We start from the raw sequence: 19,392 nt of genomic DNA, 5'->3' as shown, positions 1-19,392 counted from the left end.
ATTTATTAATTACGCAACGGCTTTTCTATTCTTACCAGTTTTCATTAAGCCATCATAATGCTTATTCAATAAATAAGAATTAATCTGTTGCATTGTGTCTATTGCCACACCTACCATAATTAATAGTGACGTACCGCCAAAAAACAAAGCCCATCCTTGCTGAACGTTCATAAGCTTAACGATAATTGCAGGGAAAATTGCAATCAGTGCTAAGAATATAGAACCTGGTAAGGTAATCTGCGACATGATTTTATCTAAATACTCAGACGTTTCTGATCCTGGACGTATGCCTGGAATAAATCCACCACTACGCTTAAGATCGTCTGCCATCTTGTTTGTTGGAACTGTAATTGCTGTATAGAAATACGTAAATATTATAATTAATAAAGCAAAAACGAAATTATACCAAAAACCGAATATGTCTTGAAAATTAGCCTGCATCCATTGACCAGCATCTGTATTCTCCAAAAATGATGATTTACCTATTAAACCTGGTACAAACATAATTGCTTGTGCAAAAATAATTGGCATTACACCAGAAGCGTTTAATTTTAATGGTAAGAATTGACGTGATCCGAAAACATTTTTCTCATAACCACCAGAAGCCGTTCTTCTTGCGTACTGAACAGCTACTTTACGTACTGCCATTACTAAGAATATTGCCGCTAATATGATTACGAACCAAATTACTAATTCTATTAAAATCATCATGAAACCACCGTTACCACCTTCTAATCTAGAAAGTGCATTTTGAACAAATGACTGAGGTAATGTAGCAATGATACCTACCATAATTAATAATGAAATACCGTTTCCAATTCCTTTATCTGTAATTTTCTCTCCTAACCACATTGCGAAAACACAACCTGTTACTAAGATAATTACTGAAGAAAAGTAAAATATATTTTCACTAAATCCTGGCGCTAATAAGGCACTCATAGATTGTACACCAGATAAAGCTGGTACACTTGCTAAATAACCTGGTGCTTGTACTAAACAAATACCAATAGTTAACCAACGTGTTATCTGAGTGATTTTCTTTTGACCACTAGCTCCTTCTTTTTGGAGTTTTTGTAAATAAGGAATAGCAATACCCATTAATTGAACTACGATAGACGCAGAAATGTATGGCATAATACCTAAAGCAAATACTGATGCATTAGCAAAAGCACCACCTGTAAAGGCATTTAAAAGGCCTAATAACCCGTCTGCAGTTCCTTGTTGTAAACCACCTAGTTTATCAGGATCGATACCAGGTAATATTACCTGTGCACCAAAACGGTAAACCAATAACAAACCTAAGGTTAGAATAATTCTATCCTTAAGTTCTGTGATTTTCCAAACGTTCTTTAATGTATCTATTATTTTCATCCTTATACGTCTTATAAAGTTACAGCTTCACCACCAGCAGCTTCAATAGCAGCTTTTGCCGTAGCAGTAAATTTATGAGCTGTTACAGTTAATTTTGCTTTTAACTCACCTCTACCTAATACTTTAACTAGATCATTTTTTCCAGCTAAACCTAAAGATACAAGAGTTTCAAAATCAACAGTGTCCTTTATTTTCTTATCATCTACTAACTGTTGTAACGTGTCAATGTTTACACCTTGATATTCTACACGGTTAATATTGGTAAAACCAAATTTAGGAACACGTCTTTGTATTGGCATCTGTCCACCTTCAAATCCTATTTTCTTAGAATATCCAGAACGAGACTTAGCACCTTTGTGTCCTCTTGTAGCGGTACCACCTTTACCAGATCCTTGACCACGACCAACTCGTTTACCTTGATTTTTTACTGAACCTTCTGCAGGTTTTAAATTACTTAAATCCATTGTTAAGTTTATATTTTTAAGCTTCTTCTACAGAAACTAAATGTTCAACTTTCTTAACCATACCAAGGATATTTGGTGTGGCATCGTGCTCTACAACTTGACCAATCTTTCTAAGACCTAAAGCTTCTAATGTTAGCTTTTGGTTCTTTGTGCGATTGATAGCACTTTTTACTTTAGTTACTTTAATTTTTGCCATCTTATCCTATCGATTATCCGTTAAATACTTTTTCAAGTGAAATTCCACGTTCTCTAGCTACAGATTTAGCATCTCTTAATTGTAACAATGCATCAAAAGTAGCTTTTACTACGTTGTGAGGGTTAGATGAACCTTGAGACTTAGATAATACATCGTGTACACCTACAGCTTCAAGAACAGTTCTAACAGCTCCACCAGCAATAACTCCTGTACCAGGTGCAGCTGGGATGATGTTTACTCTAGCTCCACCGTACTTACCTTTTTGCTCGTGAGGTAAAGTTCCTTTTAAAATAGGAATTTTTACTAAGTTTTTCTTAGCGTCCTCAACAGCTTTAGCGATTGCAGTAGCTACATCTTTAGACTTTCCTAAACCATGGCCAACAACACCAGCTTCGTCACCTACAACAACAATAGCAGAAAAACCAAAAGCTCTACCACCTTTTGTTACTTTAGTCACACGCTGTACACCTACTAAACGGTCTTTTAAATCTAATCCGCCTGGTTTTACTAATTCTGCGTTTTTATATTTTTGATACATAATGTCTTAAAATTTAAGTCCTGCTTCTCTAGCACCTTCTGCTAATGATTTTACTCTTCCGTGATATAAGTAACCACCTCTATCAAAAGAGATCGTTTCAACACCAGCTTTCATAGCTTTTTCTGCAACTGATTTACCTACTAAAGCAGCAATTTCAGTTTTGTTTCCTTTAGATGACGCTATGTCTTTGTCTCTTGATGATGCAGCAGCAATAGTTACACCAGTTACATCATTCACGACTTGAGCATAAATTTCTTTATTACTTCTAAAAACAGCTAATCTAGGTCTAGCTTCTGTACCAGAAACTACCTTACGGATTCTGCTTTTAATTCTTAATCTTCTTTCGTTCTTTGTCAATGCCATAACTTACTTATTAAGCTGATTTACCTGCTTTTCTTCTAATTTCTTCACCAACAAACTTAATACCTTTTCCTTTGTAAGGTTCTGGCTTACGGAAACCACGGATTTTCGCAGCTACTTGACCAACCAATTGCTTGTCATGAGATGTTAATTTAACGATTGGATTTTTACCTTTTTCTGTAACTGTCTCTACTTTAACTTCTGGAGCAATGTCCATAACGATATTGTGAGAAAATCCTATTGCTAAATCTAATTTATTTCCTTGATTAGATGCTCTATAACCTACACCTACTAATTCTAATTGTTTAGTAAATCCGTTAGACACACCTTCTATCATATTAGCAATTAACGCTCTGTATAGACCGTGTTTTGCTCTGTGATCTTTCTTATCAGAAGGACGCTCTAATGTGATAGTATCGTCTTCTAATTTAATTTCAACATCTGAATACTCTTGAGTTAATTCACCTAATTTACCTTTAGCGGTAATTACGTTGTCTTTAATCTCAACTGTAACGCCTTCAGGAACTGTTATTGGGTTTTTACCTATTCTTGACATAATTTCCTGTTTTTAGTATACGTAACATAATACTTCGCCACCAACGTTTTCTCTTTGCGCTTGTTTACCTGTCATAACTCCATGAGAAGTAGAAACAATTGCGATACCAAGACCATTTAAGATTCTTGGCATTTCGTTAGCACCAGCGTACTTACGTAAACCTGGTTTACTGATTCTTTGAATTTTTTTGATGACAGATTCTTTAGTTTCTTTACTGTACTTCAAAGCTATTTTGATAGTGCCTTGAGCAGTAGAATCGTCAAACTTGTAACTTAAGATATATCCTTGCTCGAATAAGATCTTAGTTATCTCTTTTTTTAAGTTAGAAGCAGGAATCTCTACCACTCTGTGGTTTGCATTCACAGCATTTCTAACTCGCGTTAAATAATCCGCTATTGGATCTGTGTACATAGTTTTAAATTTTGGAAAATGGTTTTCGAAACTCTCGAACCTAAATTCCGATTATACAATAGTTATATTGATAATTGTACAGAAGCTAATTCGCTTCCTCAATGTTACCAACTTGCTTTTTTAACCCCAGGAATTAACCCTTTGTTAGCCATTTCTCTAAACATTACACGAGAGATACCAAATTGTCTCATATAACCTTTTGGTCTTCCTGTAAGTTTACAACGGTTGTGCTTACGTATTGGTGATGCGTTTTTTGGTAACTTTTGTAATGCTTCGTAATCTCCAGCTTCTTTTAAAGCTTTTCTTTTCTCAGCATATTTAGCAACCATTTTTGCACGCTTCACCTCGCGAGCTTTCATTGATTCTTTAGCCATAATTAATTCTTTTTAAATGGTAATCCTAGTTCTGATAATAATGACTTAGCTTCCTTGTCTGTTTCAGCTGAAGTCACGAATGTAATATCCATACCAGAAATCTTGTTTATTTTATCGATATCAATCTCTGGAAAAATAATCTGTTCTGTAATACCTAAGTTATAGTTTCCTCTACCATCAAAACCATTAGCTTTGATTCCGTTGAAATCTCTAACACGTGGTAAAGCAGAAGTAACCAAACGATCTAAGAATTCATACATTTGCTCTCCTCTTAAAGTTACTTTAGCACCAATTGGCATACCTTTACGTAACTTGAAAGATGCAACGTCTTTCTTAGATATTGTAGCTACAGCTTTCTGACCAGATATTTTTGTAAGTTCATCAACAGCGTGGTCAATTAACTTTTTATCTGCTACAGCTGCTCCCACACCTCTAGATAAAACTATCTTTTGAAGTTTAGGCACTTGCATCACATTATTATATCCAAATTCTTCTGTAAGAGCTGGAACAACTTTTTCCAAATACTCTTTTTTTAATCTTGCAACGTAAGCCATAATTAAATTACTTCATTAGATTTTTTAGAAAATCTTACTTTGTTATCTCCATCCATTCTATAGCCTACTCTTGTAGTTTCACCCTTACCAGTTAAAAGTGATAAGTTTGAGATATGAATAGATGCTTCCTTTTCTACAATACCACCTTGAGGATTTTGTGCACTTGGTTTAGTGTGTTTTTTCACCATGTTCACGCCTTCTACGATGGCTTTGTTTTTATCTTTAAATACTTTAAGTACTTTACCTTCTGATCCTTTATGATCTCCAGCTATTACTTTTACAGTATCTCCTGATTTTATTTTAAGCTTTGTCATCTTATTTATCAATTAAAGCACTTCTGGTGCTAATGATACAATTTTCATGAATTGTTTATCACGAAGTTCTCTAGCTACAGGACCAAATACACGAGTACCTCTCATTTCACCTTGTGGGTTTAATAATACACATGCATTGTCATCAAATCTGATGTAAGATCCATCTGGACGTCTTACTTCTTTAGCAGTACGGACAACAACAGCTGTAGATACAGCTCCTTTTTTAATGTTTCCGTTTGGAGTTGCATCTTTAACAGATACTACGATTTTGTCACCGACAGAAGCGTATCTCTTTTTTGTACCACCTAACACACGGATTGTTAATACTTCCTTTGCGCCAGTGTTATCAGCTACTTTTAATCTTGATTCTTGTTGTACCATAATTACTTCGCTCTTTCAATTATTTCTACTAATCTCCAACACTTAGATTTACTTAAAGGTCTTGTTTCCATGATCTTTACAGTATCACCTTCGTTGCAGTCGTTTTTCTCATCGTGCGCAACATATTTCTTTGTCTTTAACACGAACTTTCCATACATAGGGTGCTTTACTTTCTTTACTTCAGATACAACAATAGATTTCTCCATTTTGTTGCTTGTAACCACTCCTATACGTTCTTTTCTTAAATTTCTTTTTTCCATCTTTCAGCAGAATACAATTATTGTTCGTCTCTTTTAGTTAACTCTGTTGCCAATCTTGCAACAGTACGTCTTACAGTACGTAATTGGATTGGATTTTCTAAAGGAGAAACTGTGTGAGCCATTTTAAGGTCTGCGTAACTCTTTTGTGTCTCACTAAGTTTTTCTTGTAACTCAGCTGTAGAAAGCTGTTTAATTTCTGATTGCTTCATAATTTCTTTTATTAAGCTTCGTAATCTCTAGCTATGATAAACTTAGTTTTAACTGGAAGTTTTTGTGCTGCCAAACGTAAAGCTTCTTGAGCTGTATCTAATGGCACTCCACTTATTTCAAATAAGATACGTCCTGGTTTTACAACAGCTGCCCAGTATTCTACAGCACCTTTACCTTTACCCATACGTACTTCAAGAGGTTTCTTTGTGATAGGCTTGTCTGGAAATATTTTAATCCATAACGAACCTTCTCTTTTCATATAACGAGTTGCGGCAATACGTGCAGCTTCAATTTGACGAGAAGTTATAAAAGCAGAGTCTAAGGATTTAATACCGAAAGTTCCATTTGATAACAAATGTCCTCTTCCAGAGTTTCCTTTCATACGACCTTTTTGCTGCTTACGAAATTTTGTTCTTTTAGGCTGTAACATTTTTTCTGTTCTTTAAAAAATTACTTTCTACGACGAGATTTATTATTATTTCCTCGTCCTCCACCTTTTCCTTGCTTTTTAGAAAGACCAACTAATGGAGAGAGTTCTCTCTTACCATATACTTCACCTTTCATAATCCACACTTTTACACCCAATCTACCATAAGTAGTATGAGCTTCAACAAGAGCATAATCTATATCTGCTCTAAATGTAGATAATGGAATCCTTCCTTCTTTATAGTGCTCTGAACGTGCCATTTCAGCACCGTTTAAACGACCACTAATTTGAACTTTGATTCCTTCAGCATTCATACGCATTGCAGCAGCGATAGCCATTTTTATTGCACGTCTGTAAGAAATTCGGCTTTCTATTTGACGAGCAATACTTGCTGCTACTAAATGTGCATCTAGTTCAGGTCTCTTAATCTCAAAGATGTTCAATTGAACTTCTTTTCCTGTAATTTTCTTAAGCTCTTCTTTTAACTTATCTACCTCTTGACCACCTTTACCGATAATAATACCAGGTCTAGCAGTTGTGATAGTAACGGTTACAAGTTTAAGCGTGCGCTCAATAATTACTCTACTAACACTAGCTTTAGATAAACGAGCATGGATATACTTACGGATTTTATCGTCCTCAGCAAGTTTATCTCCATAATCATTTCCGCCATACCAGTTAGATTCCCATCCTCTGATAATTCCTAAGCGATTTCCGATTGGATTTGTCTTTTGTCCCATATCTCTATCTTAGCTTTGTGTTTTATTTAATGCATCTACTACCACTGTTACATGGTTAGATCTTTTTCTAATTCTATGTGCTCTACCTTGAGGAGCTGGACGCAATCTCTTTAACATAGATCCTCCGTCTACTCTAATTTCTTTAATAAATAAATTAGCTTCCTCTACATCAGCATCTTCATTTTTTGCTTGCCAATTTGCAATTGCAGACATTACAAGTTTTTCTAAACGACGAGATGCTTCCTTTTGGCTAAATCTAAGAATCTGAAGAGCTTTTTCTGCCTTCTCACCTCTAACTAAATCTGCTACTAAACGCATCTTTCTAGGTGAAGTAGGACAGTTATTAAGCTTAGCAAAAGCAACTTGCTTCTTCTCTGCCTTAATAGCTTCAGCCATTTGTTTTTTACGACTTCCCATGATTCTTATTTTTTACCTTTATTTTTAGCACCAGCGTGACCTCTAAATGATCTTGTTGGTGAAAATTCTCCTAATTTATGACCTACCATATTTTCAGTAACATATACTGGAACAAACTGACGACCATTGTGAACTGCTATTGTTTGCCCAACGAAATCCGGAGAAATCATTGAAGCTCTAGACCAAGTCTTAATAACCGTCTTCTTGTTTGAAGCTACATTTTCAGCAACTTTCTTCTCTAATTTATAATGGATATAAGGTCCTTTTTTTAATGAACGTGCCATACTATCTTAATTATTTCTTTCTACGTTCTACAATATACTTATTACTCGCTTTCGTCTTAGAACGTGTTCTATAACCTTTAGCAGGAATACCGTTTTTAGATCTTGGATGACCACCTGATGATCTTCCTTCACCACCACCCATTGGGTGATCTACCGGGTTCATTACTACTGGTCTTACTCTTGGACGTCTTCCTAACCATCTGCTTCTACCAGCTTTACCTGAAACTAATAATTGGTGATCTGAGTTAGACACTACTCCAATTGTAGCCATACAAGTTACTAGCACCATTCTAGTCTCACCAGAAGGTAATTTAATAGTAGCAAACTTTCCATCTCTTGCCATTAACTGAGCAAAAGCACCAGCACTACGTGCCATAACAGCACCTTGACCAGGACGTAACTCTATACAAGAAATAATTGTTCCTAATGGTATTTCACTTAATGGCATTGCATTTCCTATTTCAGGTGCGATACCACTTTCACCAGATACAATATTTTGCCCTACTTGTAAACCATTTTGAGCGATAACGTAACGTTTTTCACCATCTTGGTAATTTAGTAAAGCAATAAATGCTGTTCTGTTTGGATCATACTCTATAGACTTAACTTCAGCCGGAATACCAGCTTTGTTACGTTTAAAGTCTATAATACGATACTTTTTCTTATGACCACCACCTACATGGCGCATAGTCATTTTTCCTTGACTGTTTCTACCACCAGATCTTTTTTTCGGAGCAAGCAAGCTTTTCTCCGGCTTATCAGTAGTGATGGCGTCAAATCCATTTACTACTCTAAATCGCTGAGCTGATGTGATCGGTTTTAATTTTCTTACTGACATAAGTCTAATTACATGTTAGCGTATAAATCTATTGTCTCACCTTCCGCCAGTTGTACAATTGCTTTTTTAACAGCATTTGTTTTACCATGTTGAATACCCGTTTTTGTATAACGAGTTCTTCTTTCTGGACGGACATTTATAGTACGAACTTTTTCAACAGAAACACCATAAGCAGCTTCCACCGCTTTTTTGATTTCTACCTTGTTCGCCTTTGTATTCACTTCAAATGCATAAGCATTTAACAACTCACTTTGCATGGTTGCTTTTTCCGTGATAATAGGTTTTATTAAGATACTCATCTTGTTCTATTTACTTAAATTCGATTCAATTCCTTCTAATGCACCTTCTAAAAGAACAACTTTATTAGCGTTCATGATTTTATAAGTGCTTAATTCTGAGCTTGTTACAACTTCAGACCCTTTCAAATTGCGTGACGACAAATATACATTATTATTTGACTCACCCAACACAAACAGAGACTTTTTGTTTTCAATCTCTAATGCCTTCAAAATATCAGTGAAATTTTTTGTCTTTGGAGCATCGAAATCGAAATTTTCTAATACTACAATTGACTTATCATTTGCTTTGATACTTAATGCTGATTTACGTGCTAATCGTTTTAGGTTTTTGTTTAATTTAAAACCATAGTTTCTTGGTCTAGGACCAAACATACGACCACCACCTTTAAATACACCAGACTTAATAGAACCTGCACGAGCTGTACCAGTTCCTTTTTGTTTTTTAATCTTACGTGTACTTCCAGCAATCTCTCCTCTTTCTTTTGCCTTATGCGTTCCTTGTCTTTGATTAGCTAAGTATTGCTTAACATCTAAGTAAACTGCATGATTATTTGGCTCAATAGCAAACACTTCTTTAGAAAGCTCAGCTTTTCTACCAGTGTCTTTTCCTTTAATATCTAAAACTGCTACCTTCATTACTTCTCAATGATTACGTAAGAGTTTTTGTGACCAGGTACACAACCCTTTACAACTAGTAAGTTCTTTTCAGGAACTACTTTATAAACTCTTAAATTTTCTACTTTAACTGTTTGGCCACCCATTCTTCCGGCCATTTTCATTCCTTTGAATACTCTCGCAGGATAAGAAGCAGCACCGATAGAACCAGGAGCTCTTAAACGGTTATGCTGACCGTGAGTAGACTGACCTACACCACCAAAACCATGGCGCTTTACTACACCTTGAAAACCTTTACCTTTAGAGATTCCTGAAATATCAACGAATTCACCTTCGATAAACTGTTGAACAGTGATAGCATCACCTAATTTGTACTCCTCATCAAAACCTTTGAATTCAACAACTTTGCGTTTTACAGAAGTACCCGCTTTCTTAGCATGACCTAACTCAGCTTTAGTAGCGTTTTTTTCTGTCGCGTCATCGAAACCTAATTGAAGTGCTGAATAACCATCTACTTCTTCAGTTCTGACTTGGGTAACGATACATGGACCTGCTTCGATTACTGTACATGGAATGTTTTTTCCATTTTCATCAAAGATGCTGGTCATACCGATTTTTTTTCCAATTAACCCAGACATATTTATTAATTATTAATTATTACTATTTGTTATTTAAAACTCAAGGCTGAAAATACGTTTCAGCCTTGAATTGTATTTTTTCCGTTTTTCCCTCGCTCGCAGCTTAGGACATGTATTTGGCTTTTATTGAAAAAACCCTGTTCAAATTACACTTTGATCTCAACTTCAACTCCACTTGGTAATTCAAGCTTCATCAAAGCATCGATAGTCTTAGAAGACGAAGAGTAAATATCTAATAATCTCTTGTAAGAACTTAATTGAAATTGTTCTCTAGACTTCTTATTAACGTGTGGTGAACGTAATACAGTGAAAATCTTTTTGTGAGTTGGTAAAGGAATTGGACCTGTAACAACAGCACCTGTATTCTTTACAGTCTTTACAATCTTATCAGCAGACTTATCAACTAAATTATGATCGTAAGATTTTAATTTTATTCTAATTTTCTGACTCATTTTCTTTTAGTTTTAAGCTTCTACGCCTTTTGCTGCTTTGATTACTTCTTCTGCAATATTTTGAGGAGTTTCAGCATAGTGTGAAAATTCCATTGTTGATGTTGCTCTACCTGAAGATAATGTTCTTAATGTAGTTACATAACCAAACATTTCAGATAACGGTACAGTAGCTTTTACAGTTTTTGCACCTGCTCTATCACCCATATTACTTACTTGACCACGACGACGGTTTAAGTCACCTACGATATCACCCATATTTTCTTCTGGAGTAATAACTTCAAGTTTCATAATTGGTTCCATGATTACAGCTTTTGCAGCTTTTGCAGCAGCTTTAAATCCAAGTTTAGCAGCTAATTCGAACGATAACTGATCAGAATCCACATCGTGGTAAGAACCATCAGTTAAAGTAACTTTCATAGCGTCTACTTCATATCCAGCTAATGGACCATTTACCATTGCCATTTTGAATCCTTTCTCAATTGAAGGGATAAATTCTTTAGGAACGTTACCACCTTTAATTTCAGAAACAAATTCTAATCCTTCTTTTCCTTCTTCAGCAGGCTCTAGAGTAAATACGATATCTGCGAATTTACCACGTCCACCAGATTGTTTCTTATAAACTTCTCTGTGTTCTGCACGTCTAGTAATAGCCTCTTTGTACTCAACTTGTGGTTGACCTTGAGTAACTTCTACTTTAAATTCACGCTTTAAACGATCTACAATAATATCTAAATGAAGCTCACCCATACCAGATATAATTGTTTGACCAGAAGCCTCATCTGTTCTTGCTGTAAAAGTTGGATCCTCTTCAGCTAACTTAGCTAAAGCCATACCTAATTTATCAACATCTGCTTTAGTCTTTGGCTCAACAGCGATACCGATTACTGGATCTGGAAAGTCCATAGATTCTAAAACTATAGGGTGTTTTTCATCAGACATAGTATCACCTGTCTTAATATCTTTAAAACCTACAGCAGCACCAATATCACCAGCTTCAATAAAATCGATAGCGTTTTGCTTATTAGAGTGCATTTGGTAAATACGAGAGATACGCTCTTTTTTACCTGAACGGTTATTTAAGATATAAGAACCAGCATCTAAACGACCTGAATACGCTCTAAAGAAAGCTAAACGACCTACGAAAGGATCTGTAGCGATTTTAAAAGCTAAAGCCGCGAATGGCTCTTTTACATCTGGTCTTCTAAGCTCTTCTTTTTCAGTTTCAGGGTTAATTCCTGTAATACCTTCCTTATCTACTGGAGAAGGCAAGTAACGACAAACAGCGTCTAACAAGAACTGAACACCTTTGTTCTTAAATGCAGAACCACATATCATAGGAATGATAGACATATCCATTACAGCAGCTCTTAGTGCAGCGTGCACTTCTTCTTCTGTAATAGAATCTTCATCTTCCATGAATTTTTCTAAAAGATTTTCATCGTAAGCAGCAACTTCTTCGATCAACTGACCTCTTAATACAGCAGCTTCTTCTTTTAATTCTTCAGGGATATCAATAACATCAAAAGTTGCCCCTTGAGTTTCGTCATGCCAAACAATAGCACGGTTCTTAACTAAATCTACAATTCCTTTGAAATCAGCTTCATCACCAATATTCATTACGATTGGAACTGCGTTAGAACCTAACATATCTTTAACCTGTTGACAAACTGCCATAAAGTTAGATCCTTGACGGTCCATTTTATTTACGAAACCAATACGTGGTACTTTATAATTATCAGCAAGTCTCCAGTTAGTTTCAGATTGTGGCTCAACACCATCAACAGCACTAAATAAGAAAACTAAACCATCTAACACACGTAAAGAACGGTTCACCTCAACTGTAAAGTCAACGTGACCAGGAGTATCGATAATGTTAAAATTGTAATCCTTAGTTTCAGGTAATGGCTGTGCATTTTCCATAGGGAACTTCCATGTACAAGTAGTAGCAGCAGAAGTAATTGTAATACCTCTTTCTTGCTCTTGCTCCATCCAGTCCATAGTAGCAGCACCATCATGAACCTCACCAATTTTGTGAGATACACCTGTATAATAAAGGATACGCTCTGTAGTTGTTGTTTTACCTGCATCAATATGTGCAGCAATACCTATATTTCTTGTATATTTTAAATCTCTTTGTGCCATCTTTTATTAAAATCTAAAATGTGAGAATGCTTTATTTGCTTCAGCCATTTTATGAGTATCAACCCTTTTCTTAACGGCCGCACCTTCTTCTTTAGCTGCAGCTAATACTTCTGCAGCTAAACGTTGTGCCATAGATTTTTCGTTTCTTTTACGCGCATAGCCAATTAACCACTTCATTGCAGTTGAAACTTTACGGTCTGGACGAATTTGCATTGGAATCTGAAATGTAGCACCACCAACACGACGGCTACGCACTTCTACGTGAGGCATCACATTAGATAAAGCTTCTTTCCAAATTTCTAAAGCTGTTTTTTCGTCATCATTTTTTTTCTCCTCAACAATATCAATTGCATCGTAGAATACTTTAAAAGCTACAGACTTCTTACCATCCCACATCATCATGTTAACAAAACGAGTTACTAACTGATCGTTGAATCTTGGATCTGGTAAAAGCGGTCTTTTTTTCGCTGCTCTTTTTCTCATGTCTTCTTCTTAAAGTTTTTTAATTACTTTTTAGGGCGTTTTGCACCATACTTAGATCTACGTTGTGTTCTACCCGCAACACCTGCTGTGTCTAAAGCTCCACGAACGATGTGATATCTAACACCTGGTAAATCTTTTACCCTTCCACCTCTAACCAATACTATCGAGTGCTCTTGTAGGTTGTGACCTTCTCCACCGATGTATGCGTTAACCTCGTTTCCGTTTGTTAAACGAACCCTTGCTACCTTACGCATTGCTGAGTTTGGTTTCTTAGGTGTCGTTGTATAAACACGAGTACATACACCACGTCTCTGAGGACACGAATCTAAAGCAGCCGATTTACTCTTCTTGGTTATTTTGGCTCTTCCTTTTCGTACTAATTGTGAAATTGTTGGCATATATTTCTATATAAAAATTTGTTAACCCTCACTTTTGAGGGCTGCAAAGGTAGAAATTAAAATGAATAATTCAAATAGTAGTAGATTAAATTTACAAAGAATCTTTAGTTTTGATTTTCACATATATAGAAAGGTCTATTTTTACGTTGTAATTAAACAAAACAAACCATTACTTCTCATTCATAATTATAGAATAGAAATTGCATTGAATAAGCTCAAACATTTTCATTTAATTATAACCATAATCGCTTTAGCTTTTACAAGCCTTATGAGCGGACAATCCGTTTTGTTAAAAATTGAAGGCGAAAATGAAAAAACCTCTGCTGTTATAGATTCTATTAGCTATGCAAAGTCTTTTAAAAATTATCAAAATATTGAAAAGGAAATCAACCTTGTTAAAAAGAACCTGACAAGGTTAGGATATATAGACACAACAATTGAAGATATCTCTAAAGAGAACGACACCCTATTTGTCGCTCGGTTTTTCTTAGGAAAGAAAATTGAACGTATTAGAATTTACTATGACAATAATTTTGATGAAAATTTACTCCGTGTCCTTAATAACAAAACAGACGATAATTTCTTTGAACTAAATATCAATGAACTTGAAAACACTTTAAACCAACTAAATATTGAAATTGCCGAACAAGGTGATCCTTTCTCAACACTTCAGCTTACAGAAATTTCTAAGATGAATTCAGAAATGATTTCAGCTAAACTAAAAATTGTCACTAATCAAAAACGACAAATAGATCATATTATAGTAAAAGGCTATGAACAATTTCCAAAGTCATTTTTAAAAAGGTTTCTTAAGATAAGAAAAGGAAAATCGTTTAATCTAAGTTCAATAAAGCAAAAAGTTGATTTAATTGACAACTTAAGATTTGCCAATAAAATTCGAGAATCCGAAGTCTTATTCACCAAAGACTCTACAACTTTATATTTATATATTGAAAAAGTAAAGTCTAATAACTTTGATGGTTTTTTAGGATTTGGCACAAATGAAAACACGAACAAACTAGAATTTGATGGCTACTTAGATTTGAGGCTTATTAACAACTTGAATTTTGGTGAATCGCTAAACCTATATTATAAAAGCGACGAAATAGATCAACAAACATTTAGAGTTGATGCCGATTTACCATATTTATTCGCCTCTCCAGTTGGACTCCAAGTTGGTTTGAAAATATTTAGAAAAGATTCAACCTTTATAACCGTAGATCAATCCGCAAAGCTAAATTATCAGATCAATGCACAACATAAAGTAGGTTTTGGTATTACAAATATTAATTCAACAAATCTATTAGACAACGATACTGATATACTCAATGATTATTCTAAAAACTATTTTACTGCCAATTACAACTTCACCAAGACCCAGTACTATGATAGATTGTTTCCAATTAATTTTTGGTTTGATATTTCATCTGGTTTTGGAAACAGAAGTAACGACTTTGGGAAGGAAACACAAACAATGCTTAATCTAGAAACATATAAAATATTTAATCTCAATCCAAAGAATAGCATCTATACGAGATTTAATGGCTCACTACTCTCCTCTGACAATTATTTAGATAACGAATTATTTCGCTTTGGTGGTATTAATTCCATTCGAGGTTTTGAAGAAAATAGCTTGGTTGCTAATTTATTCGGAGTTATAAATACCGAGTACAGGTACCGACTCAGTAACGGACTGTATGTGCATTCTGTACTAGATGCTGCATATTTTGAAAATAGTTTAACGGATGCTAAAGAAAAATTATTTGGGTTTGGCTTTGGATTTGGACTCTTAACCAATTCTGGATTATTTCGATTAAACTATTCTAGCGGAAAAACTGAAAATCGTCAATTTAGATTATCAGATTCTAAAGTCCATATAAGTTTAACAGCAACTTTTTGATTGGGATTACATACCTTTGTGCTCATGAAAAACGAAACTACAATTTTTGGTATAAGAGCTATTATAGAAGCTATTAAATCTGACGAAACTCTAGATAAGGTTTTTATTCAGAAAGGATTGAAAGGCGATTTATTTCAAGAGCTAGAACAACTATTACGTTCAGAAAGTATAAACTCTTCTTATGTGCCTGTTGAAAAACTTAACCGTCTTAGCAAAGGAGGGAATCATCAAGGTGCAGTAGCTCAAATATCTCCTGTAGCATTTCATAACTTAGATGATTTAGTTTTAGAAGCTATAGAATCTGAAAAAGCACCTTTATTTTTATTACTCGATCAGTTAAGTGACGTCAGAAATTTTGGTGCTATAGTTAGAACAGCAGAATGTACTGGAGTCTCAGGAATCATTATTCAGAAAAAAGGAGGAGCTCCTATTAATGGAGATACTATAAAAACAAGTGCAGGGGCAATTTTTAAAATTCCTATTTGTAAAGTAGACCACATCAAAGATGCCGTTTTTCATATGCAATCATCAGGAATTAAAGTTATTGCAGCAACCGAAAAAGCTAATGATTTTATTTACGATGTATCGTTTAAAGAACCTTGTGCTATTATCATGGGTTCTGAAGGTAGAGGTATTAATCCTTCTGTATTAAAGGTCGTAGATGAACAAGCCAAACTTCCTATTTTAGGAGAAATAGAATCTCTTAATGTATCTGTTGCTTGCGGTGCTTTTCTCTATGAAGCTGTGAGACAACGCTCATAACTAATAAAAATCAGCTTTTATCTTCAGACTTTTTGAAGATATAATTGATTGTTGTTTGCGGATTATTGTCAAACTCATTTTCCTCTATATTATCTTCTTCAGGTAAAATCTCAATAAAATTTCCGTTTTCATCAAAATGTTTCATAAACGGATCTTCTTCTTCATTATAATCTGGTTCTTCCCATTTATAACGTTGTGGTTTGGCTATTTGCTTTCTAAAAATTAACGCAAATATTAGTCCTGTAATTAAACCTCCTAAATGACCTTCCCAAGACATTCCATCTCTTATAGGAAACACATACCAAATCATGCTTCCATATAAAAAAATCACCATTAAAGACAAGGCTATTAATCGATAATGTTTTGCGAAAATTCCTTTGAAAAATATAAAACTTACCAAAACATAGATTAATCCACTTGCACCTATATGATTTCCTCTGTTAGCAATGAGCCATGTTAATGAACCAGACAATAGGATACCATAAATTATAACTTTCCATGCTATCTTATTATAGAAATAAAATAAGGCCATGGATAGTATAAACAGTGGAATAGAATTGTTGTACAAATGATTAATATCACCATGCAAAAAAGGACTCGTGAAGATGCCAAGCAACCCTTCTAATTCTTGTGGTCTAATTCCGAAAGATTTAATACCATAATCTATACGTACTTGATACCAAAAGACTAACCAAACTGTAAACAGTATAAGTACAGGGTATAAAATAACACTTGTTGAATATTTAAATTGCTCTGACGACATATTGTTTCACATTACTTCAAATCTATAACCAAAATAGAATTTTATGAAATATTGTCATAAGTGAGCTCTTTATATTCGCATTTCGTAATTTTGCGCCAAGGCAAACTACTATGAACACTCCACTAGCTGAAAGACTCCGTCCTAAGACACTCAATGATTATTTAAGCCAACAACATTTGGTTGGAAAAAACGGTATGCTTTATCAGCAAATTAAGAGTGGTGTTATTCCTTCATTAATTCTTTGGGGACCACCTGGAATAGGGAAAACAACTTTAGCTAATATTATTGCCAACGAATCTGGGCGACCATTTTTTAAGTTGAGTGCCATTAATTCTGGAGTAAAAGATATTAGGGACATTATTGATAAAGCAAAAAAAAGCGGAGGGTTATTTACAGCTAAAAACCCGATTTTGTTTATTGATGAGATCCATAGATTTAGTAAATCGCAACAAGACTCTTTATTGGAAGCTGTTGAGAAAGGTTGGGTAACATTGATTGGTGCCACTACGGAAAACCCTAGTTTTGAAGTCATTTCGGCATTACTTTCAAGATGTCAAGTTTACACATTAAATCCTTTTAGCAAGGATGATTTAGAAGCACTTTTGCAAAGAGCTATTTCTGAAGATGAAGTATTGAGTAAATTAGACATCGAATTAAAAGAAACCCAAGCTTTACTGAGACTTTCTGGTGGTGATGCCAGAAAATTACTTAATATTTTTGAACTGTTAGTTACGTCGTTTGAAGGCCCAAAAGTTACCATAACTAACGATTTGGTTACTAAACAAGTCCAAACTAAAGCTGCTAGATACGATAAAACAGGTGAGCAACATTACGACATTATTTCTGCTTTTATAAAATCAATAAGAGGAAGTGATCCAAATGCTGCAGTGTATTATTTAGCACGTATGATTGATGGTGGTGAAGACGTAAAATTCATTGCAAGACGGCTACTTATTTTAGCCAGTGAAGACATTGGTAACGCAAACCCTACCGCCTTGGTCATTGCTAACAATACTTTTCAGGCGGTATCTGTCATCGGTAATCCAGAGTCCAGAATAATATTAAGCCAATGCGCAACCTATTTAGCTAGTTCACCAAAAAGTAACGCAGCTTATGAAGCAATAGACAGAGCGTTACAAATTGTAAGAGAAACTGGTGATTTACCTGTTCCTATGTCTATTAGAAATGCTCCTACCAAGTTAATGAAAGAACTTGGCTACGGAGATGATTATAAATATGCGCATAGTTATGAAAACAACTTTGCAGAACATGAGTTTTTACCAGAAGAGATTAAAAACACAAGATTATACAACCCAGGAAATAATTCCAGAGAACAAGCTCAGCGTAGTTATCTAAAAGCACTTTGGAAAAACAAGTATGGATACTAATATTTGTGTTTGGTGTTGGGTGTTGGGTGTTTTGGAAACTAAAATTTAATATTCATAACCTTTGTTTCTTGAAGCTCGCCATTGTTTTCTGAATAATACCAAAACCCATCTCTTTTATAAACAATAGCACTTTTTCCTTTTACAATAAATACATTTTCAGCAGTAGTACTCAATAAAAACATAACTACTTTTGGTTCAGAATCCACTAGTTGATAACCATTATTTTTAGGCTGAGCATAAAAAATTTCTTCATTTTTATTTTCTATACCTTTTTCAACAACAATAGATTTAGACTCCTTTACAACTTCAACCTTTACTTCTTTTACTTCGGACTCTACATCCTTCACTGGTTGTTTCTCCTCTTCTACTTTTACAACAGTTGTTTTACTAATTTCAGATTTGACTTCTTTGGGTTTATAAGCATAATCTATTTCCTGGAATGTCTCAAAAGCATCTCTCATCGCTTCGCTATATGCTCTATCAAAACTTTTCAAGCGAGACTCACCAACTTTGGAGGTCATCACCTTATTTCCAAAACAATCTTTTAGAATAATCTCTATTTTAGAAGTAAACATACCTCCTTTATCATTAGATGCCTCAGAAGTTAGCGCTAAGCACCTATCCTCCTTTAAATCTTCCGGCAATTCTTCATCTAAAAAATAAGCCTGATAACCATATTTATTAAATAAAAATTTTAAGATAGAGTTTAACTGATATTGATCCTCACTTTTAGAAAACTCAAAAGATTTCGGCACGATGATATATTTATAATCATTAATGCTTTTTTGTGCCTGAGCAAATAATGAGCATAAAATAAACGAACCAATAAATATTATTTTTTTTAACATAACTTCTTT

30 protein-coding genes are annotated in these 19,392 nt (G+C 34.6%); 3 read left to right on the top strand and 27 right to left on the bottom strand.

Annotated features, from left to right (window positions below):
• Nucleotides 1–9 precede the first annotated feature (9 nt).
• The 25 genes from secY to rpsL all read right to left on the bottom strand — a co-directional run bounded on the left by secY (nucleotide 10) and on the right by rpsL (nucleotide 13,722).
• Nucleotides 10–1,371 carry a preprotein translocase subunit SecY gene (secY, locus tag AC2H4K_RS11795; RefSeq protein WP_281141501.1) on the bottom strand — a complete coding sequence of 454 codons (1,362 nt, stop codon included), beginning with the start codon at nucleotides 1,369–1,371 and terminating at the stop codon, nucleotides 10–12.
• Nucleotides 1,372–1,382: 11 nt separating this feature from the next.
• Nucleotides 1,383–1,835, bottom strand: a complete 453-nt coding sequence (rplO, locus tag AC2H4K_RS11790) for a 50S ribosomal protein L15 (protein ID WP_281141502.1) — start codon at nucleotides 1,833–1,835, stop codon at nucleotides 1,383–1,385.
• Nucleotides 1,836–1,851: 16 nt separating this feature from the next.
• Nucleotides 1,852–2,031: a 50S ribosomal protein L30 gene (gene rpmD, locus AC2H4K_RS11785; RefSeq protein WP_281141503.1), complete on the bottom strand. Its 180-nt coding sequence runs from the start codon at nucleotides 2,029–2,031 to the stop codon at nucleotides 1,852–1,854.
• 13 nt (nucleotides 2,032–2,044) lie between these two features.
• Nucleotides 2,045–2,569 carry a 30S ribosomal protein S5 gene (gene rpsE / locus AC2H4K_RS11780; RefSeq protein ID WP_281141504.1) on the bottom strand — a complete coding sequence of 175 codons (525 nt, stop codon included), beginning with the start codon at nucleotides 2,567–2,569 and terminating at the stop codon, nucleotides 2,045–2,047.
• A gap of 6 nt (nucleotides 2,570–2,575) precedes the next feature.
• Complete coding sequence (rplR, locus tag AC2H4K_RS11775) at nucleotides 2,576–2,932, bottom strand: 50S ribosomal protein L18 (RefSeq protein WP_493742429.1); 357 nt, start codon at nucleotides 2,930–2,932, stop codon at nucleotides 2,576–2,578.
• Between the two features lie 10 nt (nucleotides 2,933–2,942).
• Nucleotides 2,943–3,485, bottom strand: coding sequence for a 50S ribosomal protein L6 (rplF, locus tag AC2H4K_RS11770; protein ID WP_493742428.1), 543 nt, complete (start codon nucleotides 3,483–3,485; stop codon nucleotides 2,943–2,945).
• 12 nt (nucleotides 3,486–3,497) lie between these two features.
• A complete protein-coding gene (rpsH, locus tag AC2H4K_RS11765) occupies nucleotides 3,498–3,896 on the bottom strand; it encodes a 30S ribosomal protein S8 (protein ID WP_281141507.1) in 399 nt (132 codons plus the stop codon).
• 104 nt (nucleotides 3,897–4,000) lie between these two features.
• Entirely contained in the window at nucleotides 4,001–4,270 is a 270-nt protein-coding gene (rpsN, locus tag AC2H4K_RS11760) for a 30S ribosomal protein S14 (RefSeq protein WP_188375182.1), read from the bottom strand.
• 2 nt (nucleotides 4,271–4,272) lie between these two features.
• On the bottom strand, nucleotides 4,273–4,824 hold the full coding sequence (rplE, locus tag AC2H4K_RS11755) for a 50S ribosomal protein L5 (protein WP_281141508.1): 552 nt from the start codon (nucleotides 4,822–4,824) through the stop codon (nucleotides 4,273–4,275).
• A gap of 2 nt (nucleotides 4,825–4,826) precedes the next feature.
• Nucleotides 4,827–5,138: a 50S ribosomal protein L24 gene (rplX, locus tag AC2H4K_RS11750; protein ID WP_281141509.1), complete on the bottom strand. Its 312-nt coding sequence runs from the start codon at nucleotides 5,136–5,138 to the stop codon at nucleotides 4,827–4,829.
• A 12-nt stretch (nucleotides 5,139–5,150) separates the two neighbouring features.
• Nucleotides 5,151–5,519, bottom strand: a complete 369-nt coding sequence (rplN, locus tag AC2H4K_RS11745; protein ID WP_111685487.1) for a 50S ribosomal protein L14 — start codon at nucleotides 5,517–5,519, stop codon at nucleotides 5,151–5,153.
• 2 nt (nucleotides 5,520–5,521) lie between these two features.
• Nucleotides 5,522–5,779, bottom strand: coding sequence for a 30S ribosomal protein S17 (rpsQ, locus tag AC2H4K_RS11740; RefSeq protein WP_111685488.1), 258 nt, complete (start codon nucleotides 5,777–5,779; stop codon nucleotides 5,522–5,524).
• Between the two features lie 17 nt (nucleotides 5,780–5,796).
• Entirely contained in the window at nucleotides 5,797–5,988 is a 192-nt protein-coding gene (rpmC, locus tag AC2H4K_RS11735; RefSeq protein WP_493742427.1) for a 50S ribosomal protein L29, read from the bottom strand.
• An 11-nt stretch (nucleotides 5,989–5,999) separates the two neighbouring features.
• Complete coding sequence (gene rplP, locus AC2H4K_RS11730; RefSeq protein WP_281141511.1) at nucleotides 6,000–6,419, bottom strand: 50S ribosomal protein L16; 420 nt, start codon at nucleotides 6,417–6,419, stop codon at nucleotides 6,000–6,002.
• A 20-nt stretch (nucleotides 6,420–6,439) separates the two neighbouring features.
• Complete coding sequence (rpsC, locus tag AC2H4K_RS11725; RefSeq protein WP_281141512.1) at nucleotides 6,440–7,156, bottom strand: 30S ribosomal protein S3; 717 nt, start codon at nucleotides 7,154–7,156, stop codon at nucleotides 6,440–6,442.
• A 9-nt stretch (nucleotides 7,157–7,165) separates the two neighbouring features.
• Nucleotides 7,166–7,573 (bottom strand): 50S ribosomal protein L22, encoded by a 408-nt coding sequence (gene rplV, locus AC2H4K_RS11720; protein WP_281141513.1) that lies wholly within the window; start codon nucleotides 7,571–7,573, stop codon nucleotides 7,166–7,168.
• Nucleotides 7,574–7,578: 5 nt separating this feature from the next.
• Nucleotides 7,579–7,857 carry a 30S ribosomal protein S19 gene (gene rpsS, locus AC2H4K_RS11715; RefSeq protein ID WP_008269180.1) on the bottom strand — a complete coding sequence of 93 codons (279 nt, stop codon included), beginning with the start codon at nucleotides 7,855–7,857 and terminating at the stop codon, nucleotides 7,579–7,581.
• A gap of 10 nt (nucleotides 7,858–7,867) precedes the next feature.
• A complete protein-coding gene (rplB, locus tag AC2H4K_RS11710) occupies nucleotides 7,868–8,695 on the bottom strand; it encodes a 50S ribosomal protein L2 (RefSeq protein ID WP_281141514.1) in 828 nt (275 codons plus the stop codon).
• Nucleotides 8,696–8,703: 8 nt separating this feature from the next.
• Nucleotides 8,704–8,994 (bottom strand): 50S ribosomal protein L23, encoded by a 291-nt coding sequence (gene rplW, locus AC2H4K_RS11705; RefSeq protein ID WP_281141515.1) that lies wholly within the window; start codon nucleotides 8,992–8,994, stop codon nucleotides 8,704–8,706.
• Nucleotides 8,995–9,000: 6 nt separating this feature from the next.
• Complete coding sequence (gene rplD, locus AC2H4K_RS11700) at nucleotides 9,001–9,630, bottom strand: 50S ribosomal protein L4 (RefSeq protein WP_281141516.1); 630 nt, start codon at nucleotides 9,628–9,630, stop codon at nucleotides 9,001–9,003.
• Nucleotides 9,630–10,247, bottom strand: coding sequence for a 50S ribosomal protein L3 (gene rplC / locus AC2H4K_RS11695; RefSeq protein ID WP_281141517.1), 618 nt, complete (start codon nucleotides 10,245–10,247; stop codon nucleotides 9,630–9,632). The genes rplD and rplC overlap by 1 nt, the downstream gene beginning before the upstream one ends.
• 146 nt (nucleotides 10,248–10,393) lie before the next feature.
• On the bottom strand, nucleotides 10,394–10,699 hold the full coding sequence (gene rpsJ, locus AC2H4K_RS11690; protein ID WP_155089970.1) for a 30S ribosomal protein S10: 306 nt from the start codon (nucleotides 10,697–10,699) through the stop codon (nucleotides 10,394–10,396).
• 12 nt (nucleotides 10,700–10,711) lie between these two features.
• Nucleotides 10,712–12,841 (bottom strand): elongation factor G, encoded by a 2,130-nt coding sequence (gene fusA / locus AC2H4K_RS11685; RefSeq protein WP_281141518.1) that lies wholly within the window; start codon nucleotides 12,839–12,841, stop codon nucleotides 10,712–10,714.
• Nucleotides 12,842–12,847: 6 nt separating this feature from the next.
• Nucleotides 12,848–13,324 carry a 30S ribosomal protein S7 gene (gene rpsG, locus AC2H4K_RS11680; protein WP_281141519.1) on the bottom strand — a complete coding sequence of 159 codons (477 nt, stop codon included), beginning with the start codon at nucleotides 13,322–13,324 and terminating at the stop codon, nucleotides 12,848–12,850.
• Nucleotides 13,325–13,347: 23 nt separating this feature from the next.
• Nucleotides 13,348–13,722 carry a 30S ribosomal protein S12 gene (gene rpsL, locus AC2H4K_RS11675; protein ID WP_008269190.1) on the bottom strand — a complete coding sequence of 125 codons (375 nt, stop codon included), beginning with the start codon at nucleotides 13,720–13,722 and terminating at the stop codon, nucleotides 13,348–13,350.
• Between the two features lie 205 nt (nucleotides 13,723–13,927).
• Here rpsL and AC2H4K_RS11670 point away from each other — a divergent pair, with 205 nt between their 5' ends.
• The gene (locus AC2H4K_RS11670; RefSeq protein WP_493742426.1) at nucleotides 13,928–15,622 is read left to right on the top strand and encodes a BamA/TamA family outer membrane protein; all 1,695 of its coding nucleotides are present in this window, start codon (nucleotides 13,928–13,930) and stop codon (nucleotides 15,620–15,622) included.
• 24 nt (nucleotides 15,623–15,646) lie between these two features.
• Nucleotides 15,647–16,384: a 23S rRNA (guanosine(2251)-2'-O)-methyltransferase RlmB gene (gene rlmB, locus AC2H4K_RS11665; protein WP_281141521.1), complete on the top strand. Its 738-nt coding sequence runs from the start codon at nucleotides 15,647–15,649 to the stop codon at nucleotides 16,382–16,384.
• Nucleotides 16,385–16,394: 10 nt separating this feature from the next.
• Here the strand turns inward: rlmB and AC2H4K_RS11660 are convergent, their stop codons facing one another.
• Entirely contained in the window at nucleotides 16,395–17,147 is a 753-nt protein-coding gene (locus AC2H4K_RS11660) for a rhomboid family intramembrane serine protease (protein WP_281141522.1), read from the bottom strand.
• 110 nt (nucleotides 17,148–17,257) lie between these two features.
• On the opposite strand from AC2H4K_RS11660, the gene AC2H4K_RS11655 reads away from it, so the two are divergent.
• Entirely contained in the window at nucleotides 17,258–18,535 is a 1,278-nt protein-coding gene (locus AC2H4K_RS11655) for a replication-associated recombination protein A (protein ID WP_281141523.1), read from the top strand.
• A gap of 38 nt (nucleotides 18,536–18,573) precedes the next feature.
• Here the strand turns inward: AC2H4K_RS11655 and AC2H4K_RS11650 are convergent, their stop codons facing one another.
• Nucleotides 18,574–19,383 (bottom strand): hypothetical protein, encoded by an 810-nt coding sequence (locus tag AC2H4K_RS11650; protein ID WP_281141524.1) that lies wholly within the window; start codon nucleotides 19,381–19,383, stop codon nucleotides 18,574–18,576.
• Nucleotides 19,384–19,392: the final 9 nt, after the last annotated feature.

The sequence above is a fragment of the Winogradskyella sp. 266wxhm genome (assembly GCF_058964685.1).
The sequence above is the reverse complement of the archived record's forward strand: the minus strand, read 5'-3'. Positions and strand labels throughout refer to the sequence as shown.

What these genes read in the sequence shown, in the direction of transcription:
- secY (WP_281141501.1), bottom strand. Translation starts at nt 1,371, where the DNA reads ATGAAAATAATAGATACATTAAAGAACGTTTGGAAAATCACAGAACTT.
- rplO (WP_281141502.1), bottom strand. Translation starts at nt 1,835, where the DNA reads ATGGATTTAAGTAATTTAAAACCTGCAGAAGGTTCAGTAAAAAATCAA.
- rpmD (WP_281141503.1), bottom strand. Translation starts at nt 2,031, where the DNA reads ATGGCAAAAATTAAAGTAACTAAAGTAAAAAGTGCTATCAATCGCACA.
- rpsE (WP_281141504.1), bottom strand. Translation starts at nt 2,569, where the DNA reads ATGTATCAAAAATATAAAAACGCAGAATTAGTAAAACCAGGCGGATTA.
- rplR (WP_493742429.1), bottom strand. Translation starts at nt 2,932, where the DNA reads ATGGCATTGACAAAGAACGAAAGAAGATTAAGAATTAAAAGCAGAATC.
- rplF (WP_493742428.1), bottom strand. Translation starts at nt 3,485, where the DNA reads ATGTCAAGAATAGGTAAAAACCCAATAACAGTTCCTGAAGGCGTTACA.
- rpsH (WP_281141507.1), bottom strand. Translation starts at nt 3,896, where the DNA reads ATGTACACAGATCCAATAGCGGATTATTTAACGCGAGTTAGAAATGCT.
- rpsN (WP_188375182.1), bottom strand. Translation starts at nt 4,270, where the DNA reads ATGGCTAAAGAATCAATGAAAGCTCGCGAGGTGAAGCGTGCAAAAATG.
- rplE (WP_281141508.1), bottom strand. Translation starts at nt 4,824, where the DNA reads ATGGCTTACGTTGCAAGATTAAAAAAAGAGTATTTGGAAAAAGTTGTT.
- rplX (WP_281141509.1), bottom strand. Translation starts at nt 5,138, where the DNA reads ATGACAAAGCTTAAAATAAAATCAGGAGATACTGTAAAAGTAATAGCT.
- rplN (WP_111685487.1), bottom strand. Translation starts at nt 5,519, where the DNA reads ATGGTACAACAAGAATCAAGATTAAAAGTAGCTGATAACACTGGCGCA.
- rpsQ (WP_111685488.1), bottom strand. Translation starts at nt 5,779, where the DNA reads ATGGAAAAAAGAAATTTAAGAAAAGAACGTATAGGAGTGGTTACAAGC.
- rpmC (WP_493742427.1), bottom strand. Translation starts at nt 5,988, where the DNA reads ATGAAGCAATCAGAAATTAAACAGCTTTCTACAGCTGAGTTACAAGAA.
- rplP (WP_281141511.1), bottom strand. Translation starts at nt 6,419, where the DNA reads ATGTTACAGCCTAAAAGAACAAAATTTCGTAAGCAGCAAAAAGGTCGT.
- rpsC (WP_281141512.1), bottom strand. Translation starts at nt 7,156, where the DNA reads ATGGGACAAAAGACAAATCCAATCGGAAATCGCTTAGGAATTATCAGA.
- rplV (WP_281141513.1), bottom strand. Translation starts at nt 7,573, where the DNA reads ATGGGAAGTCGTAAAAAACAAATGGCTGAAGCTATTAAGGCAGAGAAG.
- rpsS (WP_008269180.1), bottom strand. Translation starts at nt 7,857, where the DNA reads ATGGCACGTTCATTAAAAAAAGGACCTTATATCCATTATAAATTAGAG.
- rplB (WP_281141514.1), bottom strand. Translation starts at nt 8,695, where the DNA reads ATGTCAGTAAGAAAATTAAAACCGATCACATCAGCTCAGCGATTTAGA.
- rplW (WP_281141515.1), bottom strand. Translation starts at nt 8,994, where the DNA reads ATGAGTATCTTAATAAAACCTATTATCACGGAAAAAGCAACCATGCAA.
- rplD (WP_281141516.1), bottom strand. Translation starts at nt 9,630, where the DNA reads ATGAAGGTAGCAGTTTTAGATATTAAAGGAAAAGACACTGGTAGAAAA.
- rplC (WP_281141517.1), bottom strand. Translation starts at nt 10,247, where the DNA reads ATGTCTGGGTTAATTGGAAAAAAAATCGGTATGACCAGCATCTTTGAT.
- rpsJ (WP_155089970.1), bottom strand. Translation starts at nt 10,699, where the DNA reads ATGAGTCAGAAAATTAGAATAAAATTAAAATCTTACGATCATAATTTA.
- fusA (WP_281141518.1), bottom strand. Translation starts at nt 12,841, where the DNA reads ATGGCACAAAGAGATTTAAAATATACAAGAAATATAGGTATTGCTGCA.
- rpsG (WP_281141519.1), bottom strand. Translation starts at nt 13,324, where the DNA reads ATGAGAAAAAGAGCAGCGAAAAAAAGACCGCTTTTACCAGATCCAAGA.
- rpsL (WP_008269190.1), bottom strand. Translation starts at nt 13,722, where the DNA reads ATGCCAACAATTTCACAATTAGTACGAAAAGGAAGAGCCAAAATAACC.
- rlmB (WP_281141521.1), top strand. Translation starts at nt 15,647, where the DNA reads ATGAAAAACGAAACTACAATTTTTGGTATAAGAGCTATTATAGAAGCT.
- AC2H4K_RS11660 (WP_281141522.1), bottom strand. Translation starts at nt 17,147, where the DNA reads ATGTCGTCAGAGCAATTTAAATATTCAACAAGTGTTATTTTATACCCT.
- AC2H4K_RS11655 (WP_281141523.1), top strand. Translation starts at nt 17,258, where the DNA reads ATGAACACTCCACTAGCTGAAAGACTCCGTCCTAAGACACTCAATGAT.
- AC2H4K_RS11650 (WP_281141524.1), bottom strand. Translation starts at nt 19,383, where the DNA reads ATGTTAAAAAAAATAATATTTATTGGTTCGTTTATTTTATGCTCATTA.